Here is a 25,140-nt window from a genome sequence, read left to right as displayed (position 1 = left end):
CATGATCAAATATTTCTATCCTGATGGAAGTCACTGCTATCGCGCGCTGCACACAACACATGCGGTGTTCAGGGACGATGCAGGCAAACTCATCGCTCGTGCCCAAAAAGCCAGCGGTGAGCTTTATGAGTTTGAGATCGTGGGCTTTGAACTACTTGAGGCCGGTGTTCGATATAGCTGACTTAACCTAGCCGTTCTCGCGTCCCGGAAGTGATTTCACCAAATCGTCGACCGCTTTCATCTGCGTCAGGAAAGCTTCCAACTGATGCAAGGGCAGGGCGCTTGGCCCGTCGCAGAGCGCTTCGTCGGGGTTTGGGTGCGATTCAAGGAATAGACCAGAGATACCCACCGCCAGTCCAGCGCGCCCAAGCTCTGCCACTTGTTCGCGACGTCCGCCTGATGCGGCGGCACCGACTTCGCGCATCTGTAAAGCATGGGTGACGTCAAAAATGATCGGCGCATCGTTACTGACAGATTTCATCGTGCGAAAGCCAAGCATATCGACGACCAGATTGTCATAGCCAAAGTTCGTCCCGCGTTCGCAGAGCAGAATTTGATCGTTACCGGCCTCATTAATCTTTTCGACGATATGGCCGATCTGAGGCGGGCTCATGAATTGCGGTTTCTTGACGTTCACAACCGCTCCGGTCTTAGCGATCGCTGTCACTAGATCGGTTTGACGGGCCAAGAATGCAGGGATTTGAAGAATGTCGCAAACCTCGGCAATGGGCTGCGCCTGATGGATTTCGTGGACATCGGTCAGGATCGGCACATCAAATGCAGCTTTGATGTCGCGGAAGATTTTGATCCCTTCGTCGAGGCCTGGGCCACGGTAGGAGTTGATTGATGAACGGTTCGCTTTGTCGAATGACGCCTTGAATACATACGGAATGCCAAGCTTTTCAGTCACTTCAACGTAGCTTTCAGCGACCTGCAGTGCCAGATCACGGCTTTCTAGCACGTTCATGCCGCCAATCAGAACCAATGGTTTCTGGTTGTCAAAATCGATATCGCCAAGCGTAACCGTCGCCATATCTAGCGGCCCTTTACTGCGCGGGCGGCCAAGGCGGCGGCTTTCAACTCTTCCGCGATTTCGTCTGCTTCAGAGGGATCAAAATCCATTGGGATTTCGATGCCGGCACCTTCGACAAAGATCCGCACCATGCCTAGATCGGTTGGTCCGATCTGAATGTTGGCTTCGATGTCTTTTTCGTCGTTGATGCCCATGGCCGCTCTCCTTGATCTCTGGGTTGCCTAGCGCAGGGCCGCAGGGTTTGGCAAGGCGAGCGTCCTGCTTGATTTGGGATGAAATTCGCCACAGAATGTGAACTGAGGACTTGTCATCGTGGATGGCGGGGGTTAAATCGCCCCACGTGCCGCCTTAGCTCAGTTGGTTAGAGCGCCTGATTGTGGATCAGGAGGTCCCTGGTTCGAGACCAGGAGGTGGTACCACTCCTCTTTTATGTGTTAGCTCTGTTGGCGGAGGTTGCAGCCTCCGGCGGGAGTATATTGGCCAAGATGATAGAGCGTATCGTTTCCTTTGAAATCGGACCCAATCCACCGAAACGGTTGGACAAAGCTTTGGCGCGGGATGTGCCGGCGGATGCGTCGTTCAGTCGGTCGCGGCTTGTGAAGTTGTTGGAGAGCGGAGCGGTCTCAGTTGATGGGGCCGTATTGGATCAGCCGAGGGTTCAGGTGCCGGAAGGTGCTGTCGTTGAAATTACCGTGCGCGAGGCAGAGGAAAGCCATATCGAGGGAGAGGACATCTCGCTTCAGATCGTGTTTGAAGATGATGATCTGATCGTGGTGAATAAACCTGCTGGTATGGTCGTCCATCCTGCGCCGGGCACGCCTTCGGGTACTTTAGTCAATGCGTTGATCCATCATTGCGGCGATAGCCTTTCGGGGGTCGGCGGGTCGAAACGTCCGGGCATTGTGCACCGGATTGATAAAGAAACCTCTGGCCTTCTGGTGGTGGCGAAATCTGATGCGGCGCATCATGGGCTTGCCGATCAGTTTGCGGCGCATAGTGTTGAGCGTCGCTACCTTGCGATCTGTTATGGGGCGCCCGACAGCAATGACCCACGTTTGCGAGGCGTAAAGGGTGTGAACTTTGAATCTGGCAATATCCTGAAGGTTCAGACCTTTTTGGATCGGCACAAAACGGATCGGCAGCGGCAAGCGGTATTCTTTGATCGCGGGCGACATGCCGTCACGAGAGCGCGGATCGTGGAGAGTTTGGGAACGCCACCCGCGGCTGCCTTGATCGAATGCTGGCTAGAAACCGGCCGGACCCATCAGATCAGGGTGCATTTGGCCCATTGTGGGCATTCTTTGATTGGCGATCCGGTTTATGGTGGCAAACGCAAGCTTTCCGCTAAGGCGATTGGACAGGCAGGCGTGGAGGCTGCTTCTCAATTTGGGCGTCAGGCACTTCATGCGGCGACATTAGGTTTCGTGCATCCAGTCACCGGCGTGGATCTCTTATTTGAGGCGGATTTGCCGAAAGATATGGTTGAACTGCTCTCCAAAATGCGCGGGCAGGGCTGAAACAAACCATCCCATGTGCGTGAATGCACTGAAATCACCCTAACAATTGGTTAACCTCTCACTCATATAGGGGAAGACAAAAAACGTTTTTGGGCCTCTTGAAACGGTCCGAGAGCGCTACCATATGAATGTTAAGACGATAAACATAACTGATAGGGGGACAGTATGAGCAAATATACAAACCTTCCGGCCCCATCGCCCGAGCAGGGTCTGAATCGCTATATGCAAGAAATTCGGAAGTTCCCGATGTTGGAACCCGAAGAGGAATATATGCTGGCCAAACGCTGGGTTGAGGACGAAGACACAGAGTCTGCGCACAAGCTTGTCACATCTCACCTGCGTCTCGCCGCCAAGATCGCTATGGGTTATCGCGGCTATGGATTGCCGCAAGCTGAGGTGATTTCTGAAGCAAATGTCGGCCTGATGCAGGCGGTTAAGAAATTTGACCCTGAGAAGGGCTTCCGCCTTGCGACCTACGCGATGTGGTGGATCCGCGCGTCCATTCAAGAATACGTGCTGCGGTCGTGGTCCATGGTGAAGATGGGTACGACATCTGCACAAAAGAAATTGTTCTTTAACCTGCGCAAAGCAAAGAGCCGTATCGGCGCTTTAGAAGAAGGCGACATGCGCCCTGAAAACGTTCAAAAGATCGCAAGCGATCTGGGCGTGACCGAGGACGAAGTGATCAGCATGAACCGTCGCCTCTCCGGTGGTGATGCGTCTTTGAACGCGATGGTCGGGACCGATGGTGACAGTGCGACACAGTGGCAAGACTGGTTGGAAGATGAAGATGCCGACCAAGCGACCGCTTATGAAGAGCACGATGAGCTGACAGCTCGTCGCGAGCTTTTGGCAGAGGCTATGGATGCCTTGAATGACCGCGAGAAAGACATTTTGATGCAGCGCCGTTTGTCTGAAGAGACGATCACTTTGGAGGACTTGAGTTCTCAATACGACGTGAGCCGTGAGCGCATCCGTCAGATCGAAGTGCGGGCCTTTGAGAAGCTGCAAAAGCGGATGAAAGAACTTGCGCGCGAAAAGGGCATGTTGGCGACAGCGTAAGTTTTCGAAAAGAGTTTAAGAACCCCGGTCCTTTGACTGGGGTTTTTCTTTGCGCTGTCCTACGTGAGGCTTTACTGTTAGCGCCAACAGTTGGGGGAGATTTGAATGGCCTTTCGTTGGGGAATTCTTGGAGCGGGGAAATTTGCACGGCAACATATGGGGCCGGCAATCCATGCGGCGAATGGGAACAGTCTTGTCGGGCTTGCAACCTCGACTGCGAGCAAGGCCGAGCCATTTGAAGCCTTTGCAACGGGTTTGGAGGTTTTCAGCGACTATGACGCGCTCCTAGACTCGCCCGATATTGATGCGGTCTACATACCGCTCCCGAACCACTTGCATGTGCCTTGGACGATCAAGGCGCTAGAGGCAGGGAAGCACGTGTTGTGCGAAAAGCCAATTGCATTGCAAGCTGACCAGTTTGATGCGTTGATTAACGCACGGGACAGGTCCGGAAAGCACGCAGCAGAGGCTTTGATGATCGCGCATCACCCGCAATTCACACGTGCGCAAGAACTGGTTCAATCTGGCGCAATTGGGAAACTGCGCCATGTGGACGCTGTGTTCAGCTACAACAACGCAGGTGACACGACCAATATCCGCCATGATCCGGCAAAAGGCGGTGGTGGGCTGTACGACATTGGCGTCTACACCTGTTCCGCGGCTCGTCTTGTTAGTGGTGAAGATCCGAATGAAATTACATTGTCTCGCATGGAGAAAGAGAACAGCGTTGATGTCTATGCCCAATTTGCCGCTGAATTTCCAAGCTTCAGTATGTCGAGCATGGTTTCGATGCGGCTGCACAATAGGCAAGAGGTTGTCTTCCACGGCGATCAGGGATGGTTAAAGCTCAGCTGTCCGTTCAATGCCAATGTCTACGATGTTTCAGAACTGATCCTCGAAACCGCAGTCGGGTCTCGCATTCAGGAGCGGTGGCCAAGCGTAAATCAATACGTCTTGCAGGTTGAGAATTTTGCCAAGACGGCACAGTCCGGCGCTGAATACCCCTGTCCCCTTGAATTTAGTCGGGGAACGCAAAACATGTTGGATATGATTTTTGAAGCTCACGGGCCGCACCCGGCAGGCTAGACGGAGGACGCAATGCAAGACGATCAAACACCCAACGATGCGCCGGAGTCGGACTACGACAATATGTTCATCAGATTGGTGACGATGATCATTGTCGCGGTGCTTTTAAGCATGGCGCATACCTTGCTTGGCCTGATCACCGTCGCTCAGTTTGTCATCATGTTGGTCAACCAGCGGGAGCCGAATGAGCAATTAGCAGAGTTTGGTACGACCATGGGCATGTGGATGGCGAAAGCCGCGCGGTATCAGACAGGTGCCAGCGAAGTGAAGCCTTGGCCGTTCACGCAGCTCGATTAATTCGCCAAGCGAGCACGCAACACTCGGATCATATTCTCACCCATGATTTTGCGGATTTGCGCTTCGGTCAATCCGGCGCGGAGCAGGGCATCAGTTACGGCTGCGAGTTTAGAGGCATCAAAGCCTGTTTGAACGGACCCATCGAAATCTGAACCCAAGGAGACATGATCTTCGCCAAGCAGGTCTACCGCAGCTTTGATCGACGCGGCGACCCCATCCGGTGAGATGGCGCAAGACGCTGAATCCCAAAATCCGATTCCGATGACACCACCAGTGGCTGCCAGGTCTTGCATCAGGTCGTCGGGCAAGTTTCGCGCAGTGCTACAGTGGGAAAAGATTCCGCCGTGGCTGAGTACGAGAGGGATATCAGTCATCTCGATGACCTCTTTCACGACTTGAGGGCTTGAGTGCGCGACATCTAGAATCATCCCTCTTGCGACTACTTCGTTCACCACCTCTCGTCCAAAATCCGTCAAGCCAGCGTTGCTGATCCCGTGAAGGGACCCACCCAATTCGTTATCAAAGAAGTGGTGCAAGCCGACTAGACGCAAGCCTTGATCTTCGAGGCGGTCCAAATTTGACATATCGCCCTCAAGTGCGTGGCCGCCTTCAATCCCAAAGATGCCACCAACCAATTCTGATCCTGCTTCACGATCTGTAAGCAAGCGGTCCAAATCCGCGCGATTTCGGATTAGCCTGAATCGACCGTCAGCATCTTCAACAAGCTCTTCCAATTTCTCGCCTTGATATAAGGCTCGCTCTGCGAGGCTGCCCCATGTTCGGGGCGGCCATAGCTGGCCAATCGCCAATGGCGTGATGTTGTCGAAGGCCTCAGCTGAGTTCTGTTCATTGTTTTGGCCTGCAGGGCTTTTTGTGACGGCCGTGAAGACCTGTACAGCCACGTTGCCTTCGATCAAGCGGGGGATGTCCGTGTGCCCACGATCGGCGCGTTTCGATAGATCGCGCTTCCAAAGCGTGGGGTCGGCGTGCCAGTCGCCTATAAGGAGGTCTGCGTGCAAAGTTTCAGCGGCATCGGAGATCACATAAGGATCATGTTCCGCCACCGCGTTCCGTCCTCGTTCAACGTAACCCGGTGCAAAGATTAAGAACGCACCAACCGCAATGACAATTAGCAAGAAGAACCGGCCAAGCCATTTTCCGAATGTTCGCATGAGTTCCTCCCTCTCACGCCGTTAGGCTAGTTGGAGGCGCTTGGCTTGCGAAGGATGACGTTGCGGCAGATTACTCCACGGGATCTTTGAACGCGATGCCTTTGTGGCTGCCGTCGCAGAAGGGTTTGTTCTGGGACGCGCCGCACCGGCAAAGGAATACGTTTTTGCCCTTAACGATTTTGTGGCCGGTTCCTGTCGTGAGCTCTACGTTCCCTGCAACTTTCAGCGGACCATCCGGAATGCGACTGGCCGCGATTGGCCCGCCTTGCTCGTCAATGTTTTCTGGAACTTTCGCGACTGGTTCGCCGGATGCGGTGAATCCAGCCTCCATATGGCTGTAGTCGCAAAAAGGTTTGTTCTTGGAAAGCCCGCATCGGCACAGGGTAGCGCGGGTCATGTCTTCGCCCTCGACGTCCATGTCACCTGCAACGGCCAGAGGGCCGTTTTCCAGTACGGCGATACGGTTGATCTTCGGCGGGGCCTCTTCTGCGCCTGTGTTGTATCGGAAGGCCAAGGCACCTGACGGGCAGGAACGGATCATCGATGCGATCTCCTCCGCGGGGGCGTTGTCGGGCTGGACCCAAGGTCGTTGGGCAGGATCAAAAGCTTCAGGAAGTTTTAAAAAGCAATTTCGGGCATGGATGCATTTGGACATATCGAATGTCACAGTGATGTCTTTGCCCACATATTCCTTGCGTCGCATGGCTGATCCTCCCATCGGATTGGCTGATGCGACAAGGGTAGCCGAGACGGATGCGTCCGGCTAGCACTGTTCTTGCACAGAGGCTGTGCTTAGTCTTCCATCGCCTCAAGTTCGTCGATGAACCCTTCGATCATGCTCAATCCCTTATCCCAGAACGCAGGATCGCTGGCATCTAAGCCGAAGGGGGCAAGCAGTTCCTTGTGGTGCTTGGAGCCGCCCGCTTTGAGCATATCAAAGTATTTCTCGTGGAAGTCTGGATCGCCCTCCTCGTAGACCGCGTAGAGTGCGTTCACGAGGCCGTCGCCAAACGCATAAGCGTAGACGTAGAAGGGCGAGTGGACGAAGTGCGGGATATAGGCCCAGAAGGTCTCGTATCCGTCTGCGAAATCGAAAATCTCTCCTAGGCTTTCGGCCTGAACGGACATCCAGAGTGCGTTAATGTCGTCTGGTGTCAGCTCTCCTTCGGCTCGAGCCGCGTGAAGTTTGCATTCAAAGTCGTAGAACGCGATCTGGCGGATCACCGTGTTGATCATATCCTCGACTTTGTTCGCCAAAAGCACCTTGCGTTCGTCTTTGGTTTTCGCCCCGTCCAGCATTTTGCGGAAGGTCAGCATTTCGCCAAATACAGAGGCCGTTTCGGCCAAAGTCAAAGGCGTTGAGGATAGAAACTCGCCTTGTTCAGCCGCAAGAACCTGATGAACGCCGTGACCAAGTTCATGTGCTAAGGTCATGACATCACGTGGTTTTCCGAGGTAGTTCAACATCACATAGGGATGCACCGTTGTTACGGTGGGGTGCGCAAAGGCACCGGGGGCTTTGCCCGGTTTCACAGGCGCGTCGATCCAACCTTCGGTAAAGAACGGTTTCGCGAGGTCGGCCATTTTCGGATCGAAGTCACCATAAGCGTCGAGCACGGTTTTGGTCGCTTCATCCCAATCGACCAGCTTATCGTCTTCCAAAGGCAGCGGCGCATTGCGGTCCCAGACTTGCATCCGATCCAATCCCAGCCATTTGGCTTTCAGCTTGTAATACCGATGGCTAAGACGCGGGTAGGCGGCGACAACGGAGTTACGAAGGGCCTCAACAACTTCCGCTTCCACATGGTTCGACAGATGGCGACCGGTTTGCGGGGTCGGGAGGTTGCGCCAGCGGTCCTCGATCTCCTTCTCTTTGGCGAGCGTGTTGTGAACGCGGGCGAAGATTTTGATGTTTTCTTGAAAGACTGCCGCGAGGGCGTGGATCGCAGCTTCGCGCTTGTTGCGGTCTTTCTCAGTCAGCAGGTTCAACGTCGCTTCGAGGTTGAGTGTTTCACCATCAACAGTGAACTCGAGGCCCGCCATTGTTTCATCGAACAAACGGTTCCAAGCAGCGGCCCCAACGGTGGATTGGTCGTGGAGGAATTTTTCTAGCTCATCGGAAAGCTGATATGGCTTCATCGCACGCATCCGGTCGAAAACCGGTTTGTATCGAGCAAGATCAGCGTTTTCTGCAAGCATTCCCGCCAAAGCGTCATCATCGAGGCGGTTGAATTCTAGCGAATAGAACACAAGCGGCGTTGTGAAATTCGTGATCTTGTCCTGCATATTCGCCATGAACTGCGCACGTTCCGCATCGGTCGTGATCTGGTAATAGCGAAGTCCGGCAAAGGACATAATACGACCGGCAATCTCGCTGATCTTTTCGTTGCGTTGCACAGCTTTCAGCATGCCCGCAGCGTCAAGTCCCGCCAACTTACCTTCATAGTCCGCGGCAAAGCTGGCGCATTCCTTTTCAAGCCATTCGAGATCGCTGGTCAGCTCTTTGCTGTCCTCAGCCGGATACAGATCCGTCAGATCCCATTCCGGCAAATCACCGAAGTCACCGCCACCGTTGGCGTTTGCGTCGAATACTGGGGAGGGGAAGCGCATGGGGTATCCTTTTCAAATCTCTTGAGTGCAACATAGGGGTGCGGCAGCCCGGGTAAAACCCAACTGTTCAAAACTTGTAGAGAGCAGCTGGGTTATCGACGAGGATGCGGTGGCGTGTGTCTTCATCGGTGACAGCGCGATGAAATGCGTCCCAGAGGTCTGAACCTTTCGGCATCTCTGCGCCATTCAACATGATATGCGGCCAATCTGAGCCCCATAGGCATCGTTCGGGGTTGGCTTCGACCAAGGCGGCGACGAAAGCGTCTGTTGCGTCATAGGGCGCGTTGGACAGGCGGTAGAGGCCCGAAAGCTTGATGTAGGCGTCGCCATCGGCCAGCACGCGGCAGAGGTTTTGGAAACCGGCGGTTTGTGATCCGCCAGCGATGTCCGTCGGCCAGCCGATGTGGTCAAAAACCACCGGAACAGGGCAGGCGGCAACGTCTTCGGCCAGCTCTTCCATGTGCTGATCCGCATGCATCAACATTTGGATGTGCATGCCACGGTCGTTAAGGATTGGCGCCATCGCTTTCGCGCCGTCCCAGGTCAAAACGCCACCATGGACATAGTTCAGGCGGACGCCGGAGAGGTTCCAATCCGCGAATTGGTCAAAAGCGGCCTCGGGCGCGCCATCAGGCAGCAGACCGATACCTTTGAACCCGTCGCCCATCTGACGGACCGCTTCGACGGTTACACTGTTGTCTATGCCATAGAAGATGGATTGGACGACCACGCCTCTTGTGATCCCTAAGGCATCGAGGTGGGCGCGGTAGCCCGCGAGGTAGGCGGCAAAGCTCTGCGCTGGATCTTCGGTGCGACCATCAAACAGTGGGAATTCTTTCGGTGCGCCCAAAAGATGAACATGCGTGTCGCAGGCGTCTTGCGGTGCTTTGGTCGCCACGTCTTGTGCGGCGGGCGGAAGGGGCGCGATGGGTTTAGCCATAGGGCTCTAACATCTCTTTCAAGTCGGCTAAGGTATTCGCCTCGGCCACGGGTTTGTCTTTGCGCCACCGGAGCATACGGGGGAAGCGCAACGCAACCCCAGATTTATGCCGTGGTGACGCTTGAATGCCTTCAAACGCGATTTCAAACACGTGGTGCGGCGGAACCTGACGAACAGGGCCAAAGCGTTGCAATGTGTTTTTGCGCACCCAACTGGTGATCTCCCGAAATTCGGCGTCGGTCAGGCCGGAGTAGGCTTTGGTGAACGGGGTCAATTCATTGCCGTTCCAAACAGCGAACGTGTAGTCGGTAAAAAGGTTCGCGCGGCGACCATGGCCGGCCTGGGCGTAGATCATCACAGCGTCAATTGTCAGCGGATCGATCTTCCACTTCCACCAATCGCCGCGTTTGCGGCCCGAGAGGTAAGGGCTGTCTAGGCGTTTGAGCATCAACCCTTCGGCGTTCAGGTCACGCGACCGATCTCGTTCCTTGGCGAGATGGTCCCAACTGTCGAATGGAACCGAGGACGAGAGGTGGAGAGGCAAGTGATCCGGCGCAGATTTAATTATTTTTTCCAGTCGGTTGCGTCGCTCAGCAAAAGTGACTTCACGAATGTCTCGGCCCTGATCTTCAAGAAGGTCATAAGCCATCAAAACCACTGGAGCCTCGGCCAGAAGTTTTTTGGGGACCGTCTTACGACCAATGCGCTTTTGCAGCGCATTGAAGCTCAGCGGTGCACCATCGCGGAAAGCTAGGATTTCGCCGTCGATCACCGTGCCATCGGGCACAAAATCTTTGAGCTGCGCCAATTCAGGGAACCGATCTGTCATCAGGTCTTCGCCACGAGACCAGATGTAATGTTCCCCTTGTCGGACAATCAATTGGCCGCGAATTCCATCCCATTTTCTTTCAGCATTCCAACCAGTTGGATCGCTGAGTTGATCTAAGTTATCCAAAGCATGTGCAAGATAGAACGGATAGGGTTTTGACAAATCCGATTGCGGGTCATCGTCTTCAATGAGCGCCTGCCAAGTTGTCGTGTCCGGTGTCCATTGCCCCATAAGCTTGTGGGTCAAGACGGCGGCATCTTGGCCCGTGGTTTGCGACAAAGCGCGTGTCACGAGTTTGGCGCTGACACCAACACGAAACCCGCCGGTGAGGAGTTTGTTGAACAAGAACCGCTGATAGTTGGGAAGCTGTGTCCAAGCGGAAAGAACGGCTGTTTTTCTGTCATCTTCTTCTAGTTTTGGGAAAGATTTTGTCCTAGAAATCCAATAGGTAAGGCTGTGATCTTCAACTCCCTTCGCTTCGGGCAAGACAAGTGAAATCGTCTCAGCCAGATCACCCACGACGGAATAGCTATCTTCAAACAACCATAGCGGAATACCTGCTGCGTCTGCGGCCCATTCGCGAAGCTTTGACGAGGTCACGGTGCGCTTCGGACGACGGCCGGTGAATAAAGCAATGGTCCAGAGTTTGTCGTCTTCGGTCGCAGTCGCGAAATACTCCGCCAGCGCCGCGACCTTTGCATTTGTCTTTGTCGTTTGGTCGACGTGTCGGAAAAGCTCGGCAAAATCCTTCATTCGCCGCTGTCCTCATCGCCAGTATAGTCTGTCGCAACGATATGCGCATCGTAGCCTTGATCTTCTAACCAGCGCCGAAATTGAGAGGTATATCCGTGCGTTACAAAGATTTTCTCAGCTTCGGTTGCAGCAATCGCTTCGTTCAACCCACGCCAGTCTGCGTGATCCGAGACGATAAAACCCTGATCGGCAGACCGCCTGCGTCGCACTCCGCGCAATGCCATCCATCCCGAGGCAAACGCTGAAGAGGATGGATTAAATTTCTGTGCCCAGCTTTGTGCCAAAGCGCCAGGCGTGGCGAGGACCAATGCTCTGGGATAGTCCTTTATGTTCAATTCTGGCGTGACGCGGATTGTGTCCGGCAATGCGATCCCTTGAGCGCGCAACACTTCATTTGTGTTCTCGATGGCGCCATGAGTCAGGATCGGGCCAATACTGGCATCAACGGTGCTGAGCAGGCGTTGCGCTTTGCCAAGAGCGTATGCGCCAAGCAGAGAAAAGCGCCCTTCGGAATGGTTGGCTTGCCACCATGTGTTGATCTGATCGGCAAGGACGTCTTGCGGTGTCCAATTGAAAACAGGCAACCCGAAGGTGCATTCGCTGATGAAGGCATGGCACTTGACAGGCTCAAACGGTTCGGAGAGGCCGTCATCGACGGTCTTGTAGTCGCCAGAGACAACCCACGCTTCCCCGTCCACGACAACTTTGATCTGCGCCGATCCGGGCACATGTCCCGCGGGGTGAAACGAGACGGAAGCGCTACCAATTTTCTGTTCTATGCCATAGAGTTGTGTCTCGATCCTCGCGTCAGATCCAAGCCGATATTGCATCACGGGCTTCGCTGTTGGCGTCGCCAGATAGGCCTTCATCCCCGGACGCGCGTGGTCGGCATGACCATGGGTGATGAGTGCCCGATCAACGGACTTCCACGGGTCAATGTAGAAATCGCCCGCCGCGCAATAGATGCCGCGATCGGTGAAAGTCAGGACGTCACTCATGCCCTGATGGTAGCGCTTTGGAACGCGGAGACTACAGCTTAAATATTCGCGTCGAAAAGGGCGATTGATTTGGCGTAGAACGTATCCCGAACCGAAGGGACTTCGATCATGATCTCGTGCTTAGCGCCGTCAAACTCATCCAACTCTCCACCCTTCCAGCGCTCCATGCGGCTGTGGATACGCTCTGGGCTGACAATCGTTTCAGCCGTTCCTAGTCCAGTGTAGCAGGGACAGTTCGGGCTCGGCATGTTGTGCAGGGCGCGCATTTCATAGAGCGCTTCGCCGATCCAGTTTATCGATGGTCCGCCCAAACCAAGATCAGGATGAGCAGCGAGCTGGCCACGCATGTATTTGAAAACTTCTGGGTCGCAGGTCAGTTCGTTGCCATCAAATTCCTGCACCTCGACATAGTTGGTCGTATCTCGGCCGGGGGAGACCATTTTGCCAAGGCCGATATAAGGACCGACCGTTCCGAGCACCCAAGCACCAGCGCGCAAGGGCTGCGCAATGGCAACGCCCCACATCGGTGCGGAGAATGCAGCGGCATTCACCGGAAGATGGTTGTGAAGGGCGCGAAGGCCGATGCAGCCCCCCATAGAATGACCGATCAAGAAGAGGGGTTGTGCTAGCCCCTCAGCGCGAACGAATGCGACGACAGCATCGACATCAAGCTGATAGTCTTGGAATTTACCCACATGCCCTAGGCCGCGATCATCGGCTAGGCGATCCGCTAATCCCTGGCCGCGCCAATCAACGGTGACCATATTATAACCCGCTTTGACATACTCACGCGCGGGAAGCCCGTATTTCTCGGCATATTCGGTGCGGCCACAGAACATAAGGATCGTGCCTTTGGCATCCTTGGCGGGCCAGTGAACGACGCGCATTCGCACGCCGTCTTCGCATGTCAGCCAATAAGCCGCACCGCCTTCTGGGCCGTCTGCGACATCCTCAAAATACGGTGCAGCGTTCATGGTTAGCCGAGTACGCCGGACAGTTTCATTGCCATGCCCATGTCGCCGTCAACTTTTAGCTGACCAGTCATGAATGCGGCTGTTGGGTTCTGTTCGCCTTCCAAAATCGCTTGGAATGTTTCTGCTGAAGCGGTCAACGTAACGTCTGCATCGGCGTCAGACGCAGTCGCGCCATTTTCGTCGATGAGGATGCTACCTTCGCCTTCGATGTCGAACTTTGCAGTGCCGTCGAATCCTGCGCCGGCCATTTTTTCGTTCAGGGCTTCTACAGCCGCGGTGATCACGTCGCTCATAAGTTCGTGTCCTTTTTACATTCTGTGATGCGTCTTGCTCTGGCACCTTGCGCCAATAACGCTACATTCACGTTATGGCCACTCGAATTCCACCCTTCAAATGTGCCGTTGCGGCATTTGTGATTTTGCAAGCCGTTTCGTCATCCGCCGTTGCCCAAACGGCTGATCTAGATGCGTTGTTCTTGGAACTTAAGGACGCGGACGAAACCAGTCACGAACGGATCTCAAATGAGATTCGGCTGGAATGGCAAAAATCCGGCTCCGCCGCGATGGATTTACTGTTGCGACGGGGCACGGAGGCCTTGGAAGAGGGTAATGCGCTTGAGGCGGCTGAACATTTTTCCGCTTTGATCGATCATGCGCCGGAGTTCGCGGAAGGGTATCACGGTCGGGCCTCCGCCTATTTCGCAGACGGACTGATGGGGCCTGCGATTGACGACCTTCGCCAGACTTTGGTTCTGATGCCGCGTCACTATGAGGCCATGTTTGGACTGGCCAGCATCATGGAGGGGTTGGAACGCCCCGAGGATGCGCTAAAAGTTCATGAGTTGATTCTGGAAATCTATCCATTGAATCAGATGGCATTGGACGCAAAAACGCGTCTTGAAGAACAGCTTCGGGGTCAGTCGCTTTAAGCTACGGGCCTCCTTGACAGGGTTTGACAGATGAGCACCACCCGCGTCACGGCTGTTTTGGGGCCGACAAACACCGGCAAAACGCATTTTGCAATCGAGCGGATGCTGAACCACCGTACCGGTGTGATCGGCTTGCCTTTGCGGTTATTGGCGCGAGAGGTCTACGATCGGATTGTCGCGAAACGAGGGCCGAGCGTCGTTGCTTTGGTCACGGGGGAGGAGCGGATTGTTCCACCGCGCGCAGCCTATTGGGTGTGCACCGTAGAAGCGATGCCTGAGGGCATGGGATGTGATTTTCTGGCCGTCGATGAGATTCAGCTCTGTTCAGATGCCGAGCGAGGCCATGTCTTCACCGACCGTCTGTTGAATGCACGAGGAGTGAAAGAGACCGTCTTTCTGGGGGCTGAAACCATGCGCGGAGCGATCGCTGCGATGGTGCCCAATGTGGAGTTCATCAAGAAGGAACGATTTTCGGAACTGACCTATTCAGGTTCGAAAAAGATAAGTCGTATGCCGCCCAGAAGCGCAATTGTCGGGTTCTCGGTTGAAAATGTATATGCCATCGCGGAATTGCTGCGTCGTCAAAAGGGCGGTGCAGCGGTTGTGATGGGGGCGCTTAGTCCACGGACCCGCAACGCTCAGGTTGAGATGTATCAGAACGGCGACGTGGATTACCTCGTCGCGACCGACGCCATCGGGATGGGGTTGAACCTCGACATCAAACATGTCGCCTTTTCAGGACTCACCAAATTCGACGGGCGCAAGATGCGGCATCTCTTTCCCGAAGAACTGGGCCAAATTGCAGGCCGAGCAGGGCGCCATACAGAAAACGGAACCTTTGGTGTCACAGGCGAAGCGCCGCCCTTGGACGACGAGGTCGCACAAGCCATTGTTCAGCATCGTTTCCGACCCGTGAAGAAACTGCAATGGCGCAACAGCGATCTTCAATTCGGATCGGTCAAACGCTTGGTGCAAACGCTAGAACAGCATACGCAAGATGAATGGCTGACCCGCGTTCGTGAAAGCGATGACCTGGCGGCTCTCAAGGCTTTAGCTCAGGATGAATTGATCGTCGCACGGGCAGGCGATGGCCCGTCGGTGAGATTACTTTGGGAGGTCTGCCGCATTCCGGACTTCCGAGGGATTAGTCCGGTCGAACATGCGACGCTTTTGGGCAAAATCTTCACTGATTTGCATCAAGATGGTCACATCGACCCAAATTGGTTTGCCCTAAAGGTCGCACGCATTGACCGCACCGAAGGCGATATTGATACGCTTTCCAAGCGGTTGGCGTATATCCGCACATGGACGTATGTGGCGCAGCGCCAAGACTGGTTGCGTGATGTTTCCCATTGGCGGGAGGCAACGCGCGCTGTAGAAGATCGTTTGTCAGATGCGTTGCATGGCGCATTGACGCAAAGATTTGTGGACCGGCGGACATCTGTTTTGCTCCGGCGGCTCAAACAGAAGGAGAGCCTTTTGGCTGACGTGAATGAAAATGGTGAAGTCACCGTAGAAGGTGAATTCGTGGGTAAACTCGATGGGTTCCGGTTCCGTATGGACAAAGCGGGCAGCCCGGATGAGGCAAAAACTTTGCGTCAGGCTTCGGTTCAGGCGTTGATGCCTCATTGGCATTTGATGGCCGACAAATTTTACAATGCTCCAGATACGGAAATCGACTTCACCGAACAGGGTGGCCTGATGTGGGGCGAGAATGCTGTTGGAAAGCTGGTGTCAGGATCCGAGCCATTGAAGCCCTCCGTCGAGGTTTTCGTAGATGAAGAAGCCGGCGATGACGTCGCCACCAAGGTTCAGCGCCGTTTGCAGCACTTCATCGATCGCAAGATTGCGGCTGGATTTGAGCCGTTGCTGGGTTTGAAAAACGACGAGACGCTCGAAGGTTTGGCCAAAGGCTTCGCATTCCGCATGGTTGAAGGGTTCGGCATCATCCCACGCGGAGAGATCGCGGACGACGTCAAAGCCTTGGACCAAGATGCACGCGGAACACTCCGCAAGCATGGGATTCGCTTTGGACAATTTACGATCTTTATGCCGCTTTTGCTGAAGCCAGCGCCGACACGTTTGCGTTTGGTGCTGTGGTCGCTAGCAAAGAACTTGCAGGAATTCCCAGAAAGCCCGCCCCCTGGTCTTGTAACCGTGCCGGCCGAAAAGGGCGCTCAACCTGGATACTACGCAATGGCTGGCTATCGTGCAGCAGGCGAACGGGCCATCCGTATTGATATGTTGGAGCGTTTGGCCGATATGCTGCGCGATCAGGATACACGCGGCGGATTTGAAGCGACGGCGGATATGCTTTCGATCACTGGGATGACGCTAGAGCAATTCGCTGATCTGATGCAGGGTCTTGGCTATAAGGCTGAGAAGGGCGAGCGCGCTAAAGTGAAGACGACCCCAACGCCCGCTGCGGACACGGCGCCAGTCGGAGATGAAGCAAAAGCCGACGAAGCATCCATTGAACCTGCTGAGCCGGAAGTAGAAGTGTTCTATACCTTCACTTGGGGTGGACGGGCGCAGCGCCAGCAACGTCCTCAGAATGACCGCCCACGCGGCAAAGGCAAGCCAAAGGGAAAAGGCCCGAAATCGAACAAACCGCAAAGCTTTTCTTCAAAACCCAAAGGCGAAAAGAAGGTTGATCCTGACAACCCGTTTGCGGCCGCTTTGGCTGGCTTCAAAACAGATTGAGCGACCCTCGCGACACCATCCGGTTAGATAAATGGCTGTGGCACGCGCGGTTCTTCAAGTCGCGCAGCCTTGCTGCTGGTGCTGTCTCGTCCGGCAAGGTGCGGGTCAACGGAACGCCTGTTAGCAAACCCAGCAGGTCCGTGGGGCCAGATGACGTTTTGACCTTTACCAAAGAACAAGATGTGCGGATCGTTCGTATCCTTGCTTGTGGCGAAAGGCGCGGACCGGCGCCAGAGGCACAGGCGCTTTATGAAGATATATCACCAGAGAAGGTGATCCGTCCTAAAAACCCGCGATTTGATGGGAAAGGCAGACCAACAAAGAAAGATCGGAGGGACATGACGTCTCAGTTCCGTGATCCATGATCATTCTTGCTTGAACGTGACAAAGACTTGTCCTAACCCACTCCAGTACTGAAACCGAAAGACCCGCTATGACTTACATCGTCAACGACAACTGTATCGCCTGCAAATACACCGATTGTGTTGAAGTCTGCCCCGTGGATTGCTTCTACGAGGGGGAGAATATGTTGGTGATCCATCCTGACGAATGTATCGACTGTGGCGTGTGTGAGCCTGAATGCCCTGCGGACGCGATCCGCCCGGATACCGAGCCGGATATGGAGAAGTGGGTTGAGTTTAACCGCAAGTATTCCGAGCTTTGGCCAGTGATCATCACGAAGAAAGATCCGATGCCGAATGCGGATGAGATGGACGGCAAAGAGGGCAAGATGGAGCTCTTCTCCAAAGCGGCTGGCGAAGGTGGCTGATTCGCGACTCTCTCGGCCTAAGCCTATGAAAACAAGATATTTAGTTTAGAATGAGGGGCGCGCTTTTAGTAGCCCCTTTTTTGTGATATACTCCTAATCAATGACGTCACTACTCTGACCCATTGCCGAGACACCTCTAAACTGACGGAGACGCGAGTCACCGCCGGTTTTTTTGTCGCGTGGCGTGAGTTAAATCCATGGAAGGGATAACATGGCTAAGAAGAAACACGAATTTAAGCCGAACGATTTTGTGGTCTACCCAGCCCACGGCGTTGGCAAAGTTGTGGCTATTGAGGAAGAAGAAGTTGCGGGCTTTGCGCTTGAGCTGTTCGTGATTGCCTTTGAAAAGGACAAAATGACCCTGCGGGTGCCGACCAATAAGGTGTCTGATGTTGGGATGCGTGCCTTGGCGACGCCGGATGTCGTCAGCAATGCGATGAAAACGCTGCGCGGCAAGGCAAAGGTTAAGAAAGCAATGTGGTCGCGTCGGGCGCAGGAATATGAGCAGAAGATCAATTCCGGTGATTTGATTGCGATCGCAGAAGTTGTGCGTGATTTGCACCGTCAAGATGACCAGCGCGAGCAGTCTTATTCAGAGCGTCAGCTTTATGAAGCGGCATTGGAGCGTTTGACGCGTGAAATTGCGGCTGTGGCCGGTAATGACGAAGGCGCGGCGCAAGCTGAGATCACAGACGTGTTGGTCAGTCGCGCTGCCTAAGCTTCCTTTGTCGAAATGAAAAAGCCGCGCCCTTTGAGCGCGGCTTTTGCGTCATTATGGCTGACCCATTCGGGTCAGCGGTGCCTTCGGCGAAGGTATTTTTGCTCAAAAGAATTAGAGGGCGCGCCAGCCGATGTCGCGGCGGCAAAAGCCTTCGGGCCAGTCGATTTCGTCAACCATAGCATAAGCGCGGGCGTGGGCGTCTTTGAGGGTCGCACCGCGTGCAGTTACGGCGAGGACGCGGCCACCTGTCGCGGTGATCTGACCGTCTAATTTGGTCGTTCCGGCATGGTATACAGCGTTTTGACTGTCTTCTGGCAAGGTCTCTAGCCCTTTGATGACGCTGCCTTTTTCATAACCTCCGGGGTAGCCGTTTGCGGCGAGAACCACGGTCAGCGCGTGATCATCTGCCCAATTCGCACTCACGTCGACCAGCCGACCTTCGGCGCAGGCTTGCATGAGATCGAGCACTTGAGCGCCGAGTCGCATCATCAGGCATTGGCATTCGGGATCGCCAAACCGCACGTTATATTCCACAAGGCGGGGTTGGCCGTCTTTGATCATCAGCCCGACAAAGAGCACGCCTTGGAATGGAGTGACGCGATCTGCCATCACCTGCATGGTGGGGCGGACAATTTCATCGATGGTCTTTTGTGTGACGTCAGCGGTCATCACTGGCGCGGGGGAGTAAGCGCCCATCCCGCCAGTGTTGGGGCCTGTATCGCCGTCTCCCACACGCTTATGGTCCTGCGCGGTGCCGATGGGGAGGATTGTGGTGCCATCGACGAGGCAGAAAAAGGAAGCTTCTTCGCCGTCCATGAATTCTTCGATTACAACTTCTGCGCCAGCCTCACCGAAGTTTCCGTCGAACATATCATCAATGGCGGCGAGGGCTTCTTCGTCAGTCATTGCAACGATCACGCCTTTGCCCGCGGCGAGGCCATCCGCCTTTACAACGATCGGGGCGCCTTGGGCTTGGATGTAGGCTTTCGCCGCAGCAGCGTCAGTGAAGCGGGCGTAGGCGGCTGTTGGGGCGTTGGCTGCATCGCAAATCTCTTTGGTGAAGGCTTTGGAGGCTTCCAGCTTAGCGGCCTCTTTTGAGGGGCCAAAGACCGAGATGCCAGCGTCTCGCAAACGGTCCGCTACGCCGGCGGCGAGGGGGGCCTCGGGGCCGACGATGACAAAATCGATGCTATTGGCGGCGGCAAATTCGGCGACTGCATCGCCGTTCAAAATGTCAACGCTCGAACATTCGGCAAGCGCGGCAATGCCCGCATTCCCAGGCGCAACGATAAGTTTGTCACATTTCGGGTTCTGCTTGACCGCCCAAGCCAGCGCATGTTCGCGCCCGCCGCTGCCTAAAATCAGGATATTCATGCCTGTCCCCCGCTTGGCCTTTGTTGAGGGGCGTTCTAAGGTTGGCATCAATGAAGAACAAGGGCAGTTGATGGACCTTTTTGACGAAGAACCTGCGAAGGGCAACGCGCCGGAATTCACTGTTTCCGAGCTGACCGGATCGGTGAAGAAAGCGCTTGAAGGGGCGTTTGGCCGCGTGCGGGTACGTGGAGAAGTGGGCCGCGTGGTGCGGGCCAAGTCGGGGCACCTTTACTACGACATCAAGGATGAGCGGAACGTTATCGCCTGCAATACGTGGAAGGGGCAGGTGACTGGGCTAGGGGTACTGCCGGAAGAGGGGCTTGAGGTGATCGTCACCGGCAAGCTCAGCACGTTTGGGCCGCAGTCGAAATACAACATCAATGTAGATAGCATTGAGGTCGCCGGTGCGGGCGCTTTGATGGCGATGCTGGAGAAGCGCAAAAAGGCGCTTGCGGCGGAAGGCTTGTTTGCGCCGGAGCGAAAAAAAGAGCTGCCGTATCTGCCGGAGATTATCGGCGTAGTGACGTCTCCGTCCGGTGCGGTGATCCGAGATATTTTGCACCGGTTGCGCGACAGATTCCCGCGTAAGGTACTGGTGTGGCCAGTGGCCGTGCAGGGCGCAAATTGCGCACCAGAGGTTGCGCGGGCCATTGAAGGGTTCAACGCCTTGACACCCGGCGGGGCTTTGCCGCGGCCTGATTTGTTGATAGTGGCGCGGGGCGGCGGGTCGATCGAAGATCTGTGGGGGTTTAATGAAGAGGTTGTGGCACGGGCGGCGGCTGCGTCTGACATTCCTCTGATTTCGGCTGTAGGGCACGAAACGGATACGACTTTGATCGATTTTGTTTCCGATCAACGTGCTCCGACGCCAACAGCGGCTGCGGAGCTTGCAGTTCCGGTTCGAATGGAATTGCTCGCTTGGGCCGATCAGCAGGGCGCGCGTTTGACCCATGCTTTGACGAGTGGGGTGCAGCGTCGCGGTCAACGATTGGCGGATGTGGCGCGGGCCTTGCCGCAGCCGGAGGCGCTGACGTCTGTTCCGCAACAGCGGTTTGATCTTGCATCCGGGCGGCTCGATCATGCCTTGCAGCGGGCTGTGGCCCAGAAGCGGTTGAAGCTGGCAGATGCGCCTTTGCGGCCTGCGATGTTAACGCGGGTGGTCGCGCAGGAGCGGCGGCGCGTGGTTGAACTGTCAGCACGGTCTGGTCCGGCGTTGGAACGTCAGGCGATGCGCGCTCGGGATCGTTTGGAGCGCATACAGGTTCGGGCGCCGGATGTGACACAGGCCAAAACGCGTTTGGAGCATGCGTCGCAAAGGTTGTCGTCGATCGCGCGATCGAAGCAGGCGGAACGGGCGAAGCGTTTGGAGGCTTTGGATCGTTTGCGCGAAACGCTGGGGTATCGCGAGACGTTGAAGCGTGGTTATGCGGTCGTTCGGGGTGATGGTGATCTGGTGACGACACAGGCCGCGGCGAAATCCGCCAAATCCTTGGAAATCGAATTTGCGGATGGTCGATTGACCGTTGGTGGGTCAAAGCTACCGGCAAAGAAAAGAGCCGGTGATGGTGATCAAGGAAGCCTTTTCTAACCGCTAACTGAAGAAATTCCCGCAGACCAATGCGCTTGGGTCTTCGTTGGCTTCAAAGATGATTTGGCCGGAATCAGCATTGGTCGCTTGGATGCCATCCGGTGTTTTGAACACAGTCCAGCAGTGGTGTTCATCTGTGCCTTCATAGGCAAAGCAGATGTTCTGATCCGCTTCATACCAGCGGCCTTCGATGCATTCGCCATTGAATGCTGACCACAAGACACGCCGTTGAGGCAGGTAGTGTTCGACCCCGTAGTTTGGGTTTCCGGGGGAACCAAAGGTCAGGACTTTGCCGGTGACGTAGGCATCGAATTCCTCTGCCGTCATGGGGCTTTGTGCCGCTGCAGTAGTGGCGAAGAGGAGGAGGGAGATGAGTATCCGCATGGTTAATTTTGCCATTTCAATGCGCGATGATCCATTACCTTCCGCCAGCGCGAGGGTAAAAGTGCCAAGGTCGCCATCGCAGGCAGGGAATGGGGCAGCATGGGGCCATCAGAGTGCGGCTCTAGCGAAGTGAAAGGTTTCATCGGTCTTGTGTGGTGTTGCGAATGTCGGGGGGCATTGAGCATCATGGAAGAGGAGAACCAGTGCGGGCTATCCCAGCTGTGAAAGGCAGTGGTGGGTTCGGCCTTGTTGTCATCTATGGTTCGGCTCAAACCATAGTGTTGAACGTAGTCTGACAACAGCAGTTGCGCCGTCGCGTATAGTGCGAGGCCCGTATAGGCGACCAAGCCCGCCACTCCGCCGATCAAGAAAGCCAAAACGAGCATCGCAAGACCTCCAGTAAGATAGACCCAATAGGGGTTTTGTGAATTCGGACGGTTGATCGATTTCAGCCTCTGAGTTTCTGCAGCAAAGCCTTTGCTGAATGAACCAACCCATGCGCGGGCCACATAACGATAGTAGCTTTCGCCCAACTGCGCGGAGTTGGGATCATCACTTGTCGCGACAAAGCGATGATGCACCAGCAGATGAGCTGATGTGTGGTGGCCAACGAGGATCGAAATATAGACCCACACGCCCAATTGGCGCAGGTCGCGTCGTGATCTATGGATCAATTCGTGGGCGGCTGAGTTGCTGACTTGACCAAAGAACAAACCCGCAGAGATGAACAGCGCGATATTCGCTGCTAGACTGTGCGAGCCGTTCGCCAAAGTCCAAACAACCAGAAGCATCAGCACAAAGTGAAGCGTGCCGATAAGCACCAACAACCCGTCCCCAGCTGGGAATTCGGTTTCTGCGTTTTCGTTCGGTGTAATGTTGACCAAACTGTCCAAAGCGAACGTCAGGCTCGTCATGAAAATCAAGCCCAAGGCGACCCACCATCCACCCAAAACCGCGCCAATCGCAATCAGCAAAGCGGGGAGAGTCGTGGCCAGATAGAAACGCAACATGTCGTCTCTATATCACGGCATTTGTTTCCAATAAGAGATGGAAAAAGACCCTCTGTGCGCATTCGCCGCGCAACTGGTTCAGTAGATGTCGCATTTGCTTGGTGTCGAACGACTGCACTGTGTAAAAATGCACTCTAATACCAAGGAGCAGGACATGGCACTCGACGAGCGTAAGGGCGTTTGGAAATCTGGCAAAGGCAAAGGCCGGCATCAGCCGAAAGGCCGCCAGGTTGAAGATCAAGCGTGGGATGAGGTGCGGGCGTTGCTGCGCGGTCGATCCCGTGATCGCGATCTGCTGATCGAGTTTCTACATTTGATCCAAGACGAATATGGCTGCCTGTCCGCCGCTCACATGCGGGCTTTGGCGGAAGAGATGCGGATTTCGCAGGCAGAGGTCTATGAAGTCGCAACCTTCTATGCTCATTTCGATGTCGTGAAAGAGGGCGAGCCAAAACCGCCTGCGTTGACCATTCGCGTCTGCGATTCCCTGTCTTGTGAGCTCGCCGGCGCGCAAGAGCTGAAGAAGGCTTTGGAAGATGGGCTGGATGCGAACGCAGTGCGCGTTGTTCGCGCGCCATGTATGGGGCGCTGTGATACCGCTCCAACTTTGGAGCTTGGTCATAATCACATCGATTTTGCGACGCCGGAGAAGGTTAAGGCCGCGATTGCAGCGGATGACACCCACGCGCATATCCCAGATTATCAGGCGCTTGACGCTTACGTCGCGGATGGAGGTTACGTCGCGCTGAAAGATCTGCGCGCTGTTGGCAACTGGGAAGACGTTCAAGCGAAGATCAAGGAAAGCGGCTTGCGCGGTCTGGGTGGGGCTGGGTTCCCGTCCGGCACGAAATGGGGGTTTGTCCGCGCCAATGAAGGCCCACGCTATCTTGCGGTCAATGGCGACGAGGGCGAGCCAGGCACGTTTAAGGATCGTTATTACCTCGAACGCACACCGCATCTGTTCTTAGAAGGCATGTTGATCGCGGCTTGGGCGGTCGAGGCGGAAAAAGCGTTTATCTACATGCGCGACGAATATCCGGCTGTGCTACATATCTTGGCGGAAGAGATCAAAGCACTCGAAGCGGCAGGTATTGTTGAGCAAGGATACATCGACCTGCGCCGCGGTGCCGGAGCCTACATTTGCGGTGAAGAAAGCGCGATGATCGAATCCATCGAAGGCAAACGCGGTATCCCGCGTCACCGCCCGCCGTTCGTGGCGCAGGTTGGTATCTTCAACCGCCCAACCTTGGTGCACAATGTGGAAACGCTCTATTGGGTCGCCAAAGTCTGCCGCGAGGGGCCGGAATGCCTAAACACGACCGAAAAGAATGAACGTAAAGGCCTGCGCAGTTATTCTGTCAGCGGTCGGGTGAAGAACCCCGGCGTTTACCTCTTGCCTGCTGGATCCACAATCACTGACATCATTGAGGCCTGTGGCGGCATGGCTGAAGTGCACACCTTCAAAGCCTACCAGCCCGGCGGCCCGTCCTCTGGTCTGCTGCCAGCCTCAATAGATGACGTCCCGCTTGATTTCGACACGCTTCAGCCACTAGGCACGTTCATCGGTTCCGCCGCTGTAGTCGTTCTCTCAGACAAAGACAGCGCAAAAGCTGCGGCTCTGAACATGTTGCGGTTCTTTGAGGACGAAAGCTGCGGCCAATGTACTCCTTGCCGAGTGGGCTGCGAAAAGGCTGTTAAGCTGATGGATAAAGACCGTTGGGATCAGGAGTTGTTGGGCGAATTATGTACTGCGATGGCGGACGCCTCGATTTGCGGCTTGGGGCAGGCGGCGCCGAACCCGATCAGGTCCACGATCAAGTATTTCCCCGACGAGATTTGAGGCGATAACAGCTCAAACCCTTCCATCCGGTCGCGTTGAAGATTAAGTCTGTGAAAACAACTGATCAGGCGCGACCACATGGCGTTTTTCAAAAAGCTTAAAGAACGGCTCTTTAAATCTTCATCGAAAATCGATGAGGGCTTGGATGCCATTGTCAGTGACGGCGGTGAAGAAGAAACCGTAGAAGTTGCGGAAGCCCCCTCTGGCCCGACACCTGAAGAGATAGCGGCTGCTGAAGAAGAGGCGCGCATCGCGAAAGAGAAGGCAGAGGCTGAAGAGAAAGCGCGTCAGGAGGCCCTTGAGGCTGAACGGGAAGCCGAACGTGAGCGACAGGCAGAGCTTGAACGTGAACGTGAGGAAGAACGCCGTCGTCAAGAAGAGCTAGAGCGCGAGAGAGAAGCGGAGCGCCAGCGTCAGGAAGAACTTGAGCGTGAACGGTTGGCCGAACAACAGCGTCAGGCAGAGTTGGAGCGCGAGCGAGAAGCCGAACGGCAGCGATTGTCTGAGTTAGAAGCGGCCCGCGCGAAAGCTGAAGAAGAAGAGCGCCAGCGG

Annotated in this window: 25 protein-coding genes and 1 tRNA gene; 13 read left to right on the top strand and 13 right to left on the bottom strand. The window is 55.2% G+C overall.

The window, feature by feature from the left end:
- The first annotated feature begins 1 nt into the window (after window position 1).
- Complete coding sequence (locus BUA85_RS05605) at window positions 2-181, top strand: hypothetical protein (protein WP_072899858.1); 180 nt, start codon at window positions 2-4, stop codon at window positions 179-181.
- A gap of 6 nt (window positions 182-187) precedes the next feature.
- On the opposite strand, the gene kdsA is transcribed toward BUA85_RS05605, so the two are convergent.
- Window positions 188-1,033, bottom strand: coding sequence for a 3-deoxy-8-phosphooctulonate synthase (gene kdsA / locus BUA85_RS05600; protein ID WP_072899857.1), 846 nt, complete (start codon window positions 1,031-1,033; stop codon window positions 188-190).
- A 2-nt stretch (window positions 1,034-1,035) separates the two neighbouring features.
- A complete protein-coding gene (locus BUA85_RS05595) occupies window positions 1,036-1,227 on the bottom strand; it encodes a DUF6324 family protein (protein ID WP_072899856.1) in 192 nt (63 codons plus the stop codon).
- Between the two features lie 148 nt (window positions 1,228-1,375).
- Between BUA85_RS05595 and BUA85_RS05590 the strand changes: the two genes are divergently transcribed.
- The 5 genes from BUA85_RS05590 (at window position 1,376) to BUA85_RS05570 (ending at window position 4,995) form a co-directional block, all read left to right on the top strand.
- Window positions 1,376-1,452: transfer RNA gene (locus BUA85_RS05590), tRNA-His, on the top strand.
- Window positions 1,453-1,518: 66 nt separating this feature from the next.
- A complete protein-coding gene (locus BUA85_RS05585; RefSeq protein ID WP_072899855.1) occupies window positions 1,519-2,550 on the top strand; it encodes an RluA family pseudouridine synthase in 1,032 nt (343 codons plus the stop codon).
- 165 nt (window positions 2,551-2,715) lie between these two features.
- Entirely contained in the window at window positions 2,716-3,612 is an 897-nt protein-coding gene (rpoH, locus tag BUA85_RS05580; RefSeq protein ID WP_072899854.1) for an RNA polymerase sigma factor RpoH, read from the top strand.
- A gap of 105 nt (window positions 3,613-3,717) precedes the next feature.
- Window positions 3,718-4,698, top strand: a complete 981-nt coding sequence (locus BUA85_RS05575) for a Gfo/Idh/MocA family protein (protein ID WP_072899853.1) — start codon at window positions 3,718-3,720, stop codon at window positions 4,696-4,698.
- A gap of 12 nt (window positions 4,699-4,710) precedes the next feature.
- Complete coding sequence (locus BUA85_RS05570; RefSeq protein WP_072899852.1) at window positions 4,711-4,995, top strand: DUF4389 domain-containing protein; 285 nt, start codon at window positions 4,711-4,713, stop codon at window positions 4,993-4,995.
- Here BUA85_RS05570 and BUA85_RS05565 read toward each other — a convergent pair.
- From BUA85_RS05565 to BUA85_RS05530, 8 genes are all read right to left on the bottom strand, one after another.
- Window positions 4,992-6,167, bottom strand: a complete 1,176-nt coding sequence (locus tag BUA85_RS05565) for a dipeptidase (RefSeq protein WP_072899851.1) — start codon at window positions 6,165-6,167, stop codon at window positions 4,992-4,994. The genes BUA85_RS05570 and BUA85_RS05565 overlap by 4 nt on opposite strands.
- A 70-nt stretch (window positions 6,168-6,237) precedes the next feature.
- Window positions 6,238-6,870 carry a CDGSH iron-sulfur domain-containing protein gene (locus tag BUA85_RS05560; protein ID WP_072899850.1) on the bottom strand — a complete coding sequence of 211 codons (633 nt, stop codon included), beginning with the start codon at window positions 6,868-6,870 and terminating at the stop codon, window positions 6,238-6,240.
- Window positions 6,871-6,959: 89 nt separating this feature from the next.
- Complete coding sequence (locus tag BUA85_RS05555; protein ID WP_072899849.1) at window positions 6,960-8,777, bottom strand: M3 family oligoendopeptidase; 1,818 nt, start codon at window positions 8,775-8,777, stop codon at window positions 6,960-6,962.
- A 67-nt stretch (window positions 8,778-8,844) separates the two neighbouring features.
- The gene (locus BUA85_RS05550) at window positions 8,845-9,717 is read right to left on the bottom strand and encodes an amidohydrolase family protein (protein ID WP_072899848.1); all 873 of its coding nucleotides are present in this window, start codon (window positions 9,715-9,717) and stop codon (window positions 8,845-8,847) included.
- Window positions 9,710-11,299, bottom strand: a complete 1,590-nt coding sequence (locus tag BUA85_RS05545) for an ATP-dependent DNA ligase (protein ID WP_072899847.1) — start codon at window positions 11,297-11,299, stop codon at window positions 9,710-9,712. Before BUA85_RS05545 ends, BUA85_RS05550 begins: the two co-directional genes overlap by 8 nt.
- Window positions 11,296-12,297 carry a ligase-associated DNA damage response exonuclease gene (locus BUA85_RS05540; RefSeq protein ID WP_072899846.1) on the bottom strand — a complete coding sequence of 334 codons (1,002 nt, stop codon included), beginning with the start codon at window positions 12,295-12,297 and terminating at the stop codon, window positions 11,296-11,298. The genes BUA85_RS05545 and BUA85_RS05540 overlap by 4 nt, the downstream gene beginning before the upstream one ends.
- Window positions 12,298-12,335: 38 nt before the next feature.
- Window positions 12,336-13,271, bottom strand: coding sequence for an alpha/beta hydrolase (locus tag BUA85_RS05535; protein ID WP_072899845.1), 936 nt, complete (start codon window positions 13,269-13,271; stop codon window positions 12,336-12,338).
- 2 nt (window positions 13,272-13,273) lie between these two features.
- Window positions 13,274-13,564, bottom strand: a complete 291-nt coding sequence (locus tag BUA85_RS05530) for an SCP2 sterol-binding domain-containing protein (RefSeq protein WP_072899844.1) — start codon at window positions 13,562-13,564, stop codon at window positions 13,274-13,276.
- Window positions 13,565-13,638: 74 nt separating this feature from the next.
- On the opposite strand from BUA85_RS05530, the gene BUA85_RS05525 reads away from it, so the two are divergent.
- The 5 genes from BUA85_RS05525 to BUA85_RS05505 all read left to right on the top strand — a co-directional run bounded on the left by BUA85_RS05525 (window position 13,639) and on the right by BUA85_RS05505 (window position 18,389).
- Entirely contained in the window at window positions 13,639-14,199 is a 561-nt protein-coding gene (locus BUA85_RS05525; RefSeq protein ID WP_072899843.1) for a tetratricopeptide repeat protein, read from the top strand.
- A gap of 30 nt (window positions 14,200-14,229) precedes the next feature.
- Window positions 14,230-16,902 carry a helicase-related protein gene (locus BUA85_RS05520; protein WP_072899842.1) on the top strand — a complete coding sequence of 891 codons (2,673 nt, stop codon included), beginning with the start codon at window positions 14,230-14,232 and terminating at the stop codon, window positions 16,900-16,902.
- A complete protein-coding gene (locus BUA85_RS05515; protein WP_072899841.1) occupies window positions 16,899-17,267 on the top strand; it encodes an RNA-binding S4 domain-containing protein in 369 nt (122 codons plus the stop codon). Before BUA85_RS05520 ends, BUA85_RS05515 begins: the two co-directional genes overlap by 4 nt.
- A 68-nt stretch (window positions 17,268-17,335) precedes the next feature.
- A complete protein-coding gene (gene fdxA, locus BUA85_RS05510) occupies window positions 17,336-17,671 on the top strand; it encodes a ferredoxin FdxA (RefSeq protein WP_072899840.1) in 336 nt (111 codons plus the stop codon).
- Window positions 17,672-17,882: 211 nt separating this feature from the next.
- On the top strand, window positions 17,883-18,389 hold the full coding sequence (locus tag BUA85_RS05505) for a CarD family transcriptional regulator (protein WP_072899839.1): 507 nt from the start codon (window positions 17,883-17,885) through the stop codon (window positions 18,387-18,389).
- A 114-nt stretch (window positions 18,390-18,503) separates the two neighbouring features.
- Here the strand turns inward: BUA85_RS05505 and purD are convergent, their stop codons facing one another.
- Window positions 18,504-19,766, bottom strand: a complete 1,263-nt coding sequence (purD, locus tag BUA85_RS05500) for a phosphoribosylamine--glycine ligase (protein WP_072899838.1) — start codon at window positions 19,764-19,766, stop codon at window positions 18,504-18,506.
- Between the two features lie 70 nt (window positions 19,767-19,836).
- Between purD and xseA the strand changes: the two genes are divergently transcribed.
- Complete coding sequence (gene xseA / locus BUA85_RS05495; protein ID WP_072900434.1) at window positions 19,837-21,354, top strand: exodeoxyribonuclease VII large subunit; 1,518 nt, start codon at window positions 19,837-19,839, stop codon at window positions 21,352-21,354.
- 3 nt (window positions 21,355-21,357) lie between these two features.
- Here the strand turns inward: xseA and BUA85_RS05490 are convergent, their stop codons facing one another.
- Together BUA85_RS05490 and BUA85_RS05485 are read right to left on the bottom strand one after the other, a co-directional pair.
- A complete protein-coding gene (locus BUA85_RS05490; protein ID WP_242648995.1) occupies window positions 21,358-21,753 on the bottom strand; it encodes a hypothetical protein in 396 nt (131 codons plus the stop codon).
- Entirely contained in the window at window positions 21,741-22,748 is a 1,008-nt protein-coding gene (locus tag BUA85_RS05485; RefSeq protein ID WP_072899836.1) for an alkane 1-monooxygenase, read from the bottom strand. The genes BUA85_RS05490 and BUA85_RS05485 overlap by 13 nt, the downstream gene beginning before the upstream one ends.
- Window positions 22,749-22,902: 154 nt before the next feature.
- On the opposite strand from BUA85_RS05485, the gene BUA85_RS05480 reads away from it, so the two are divergent.
- Window positions 22,903-24,588, top strand: a complete 1,686-nt coding sequence (locus BUA85_RS05480) for an NAD(P)H-dependent oxidoreductase subunit E (RefSeq protein ID WP_072900433.1) — start codon at window positions 22,903-22,905, stop codon at window positions 24,586-24,588.
- Window positions 24,589-25,140 lie beyond the last annotated feature (552 nt).

Origin of the sequence: Cognatiyoonia sediminum, from assembly GCF_900129845.1 — a bacterium.
Classification (GTDB): domain Bacteria; phylum Pseudomonadota; class Alphaproteobacteria; order Rhodobacterales; family Rhodobacteraceae; genus Cognatiyoonia; species Cognatiyoonia sediminum.
The sequence above is the reverse complement of the archived record's forward strand: the minus strand, read 5'-3'. Positions and strand labels throughout refer to the sequence as shown.

Coding starts and splice junctions, on each gene's coding strand:
- BUA85_RS05605 (WP_072899858.1), top strand. CDS start 2: ATGATCAAATATTTCTATCCTGATGGAAGTCACTGCTATCGCGCGCTG.
- kdsA (WP_072899857.1), bottom strand. CDS start 1,033: ATGGCGACGGTTACGCTTGGCGATATCGATTTTGACAACCAGAAACCA.
- BUA85_RS05595 (WP_072899856.1), bottom strand. CDS start 1,227: ATGGGCATCAACGACGAAAAAGACATCGAAGCCAACATTCAGATCGGA.
- BUA85_RS05585 (WP_072899855.1), top strand. CDS start 1,519: ATGATAGAGCGTATCGTTTCCTTTGAAATCGGACCCAATCCACCGAAA.
- rpoH (WP_072899854.1), top strand. CDS start 2,716: ATGAGCAAATATACAAACCTTCCGGCCCCATCGCCCGAGCAGGGTCTG.
- BUA85_RS05575 (WP_072899853.1), top strand. CDS start 3,718: ATGGCCTTTCGTTGGGGAATTCTTGGAGCGGGGAAATTTGCACGGCAA.
- BUA85_RS05570 (WP_072899852.1), top strand. CDS start 4,711: ATGCAAGACGATCAAACACCCAACGATGCGCCGGAGTCGGACTACGAC.
- BUA85_RS05565 (WP_072899851.1), bottom strand. CDS start 6,167: ATGCGAACATTCGGAAAATGGCTTGGCCGGTTCTTCTTGCTAATTGTC.
- BUA85_RS05560 (WP_072899850.1), bottom strand. CDS start 6,870: ATGCGACGCAAGGAATATGTGGGCAAAGACATCACTGTGACATTCGAT.
- BUA85_RS05555 (WP_072899849.1), bottom strand. CDS start 8,777: ATGCGCTTCCCCTCCCCAGTATTCGACGCAAACGCCAACGGTGGCGGT.
- BUA85_RS05550 (WP_072899848.1), bottom strand. CDS start 9,717: ATGGCTAAACCCATCGCGCCCCTTCCGCCCGCCGCACAAGACGTGGCG.
- BUA85_RS05545 (WP_072899847.1), bottom strand. CDS start 11,299: ATGAAGGATTTTGCCGAGCTTTTCCGACACGTCGACCAAACGACAAAG.
- BUA85_RS05540 (WP_072899846.1), bottom strand. CDS start 12,297: ATGAGTGACGTCCTGACTTTCACCGATCGCGGCATCTATTGCGCGGCG.
- BUA85_RS05535 (WP_072899845.1), bottom strand. CDS start 13,271: ATGAACGCTGCACCGTATTTTGAGGATGTCGCAGACGGCCCAGAAGGC.
- BUA85_RS05530 (WP_072899844.1), bottom strand. CDS start 13,564: ATGAGCGACGTGATCACCGCGGCTGTAGAAGCCCTGAACGAAAAAATG.
- BUA85_RS05525 (WP_072899843.1), top strand. CDS start 13,639: ATGGCCACTCGAATTCCACCCTTCAAATGTGCCGTTGCGGCATTTGTG.
- BUA85_RS05520 (WP_072899842.1), top strand. CDS start 14,230: ATGAGCACCACCCGCGTCACGGCTGTTTTGGGGCCGACAAACACCGGC.
- fdxA (WP_072899840.1), top strand. CDS start 17,336: ATGACTTACATCGTCAACGACAACTGTATCGCCTGCAAATACACCGAT.
- BUA85_RS05505 (WP_072899839.1), top strand. CDS start 17,883: ATGGCTAAGAAGAAACACGAATTTAAGCCGAACGATTTTGTGGTCTAC.
- purD (WP_072899838.1), bottom strand. CDS start 19,766: ATGAATATCCTGATTTTAGGCAGCGGCGGGCGCGAACATGCGCTGGCT.
- xseA (WP_072900434.1), top strand. CDS start 19,837: ATGGACCTTTTTGACGAAGAACCTGCGAAGGGCAACGCGCCGGAATTC.
- BUA85_RS05490 (WP_242648995.1), bottom strand. CDS start 21,753: ATGGCAAAATTAACCATGCGGATACTCATCTCCCTCCTCCTCTTCGCC.
- BUA85_RS05485 (WP_072899836.1), bottom strand. CDS start 22,748: ATGTTGCGTTTCTATCTGGCCACGACTCTCCCCGCTTTGCTGATTGCG.
- BUA85_RS05480 (WP_072900433.1), top strand. CDS start 22,903: ATGGCACTCGACGAGCGTAAGGGCGTTTGGAAATCTGGCAAAGGCAAA.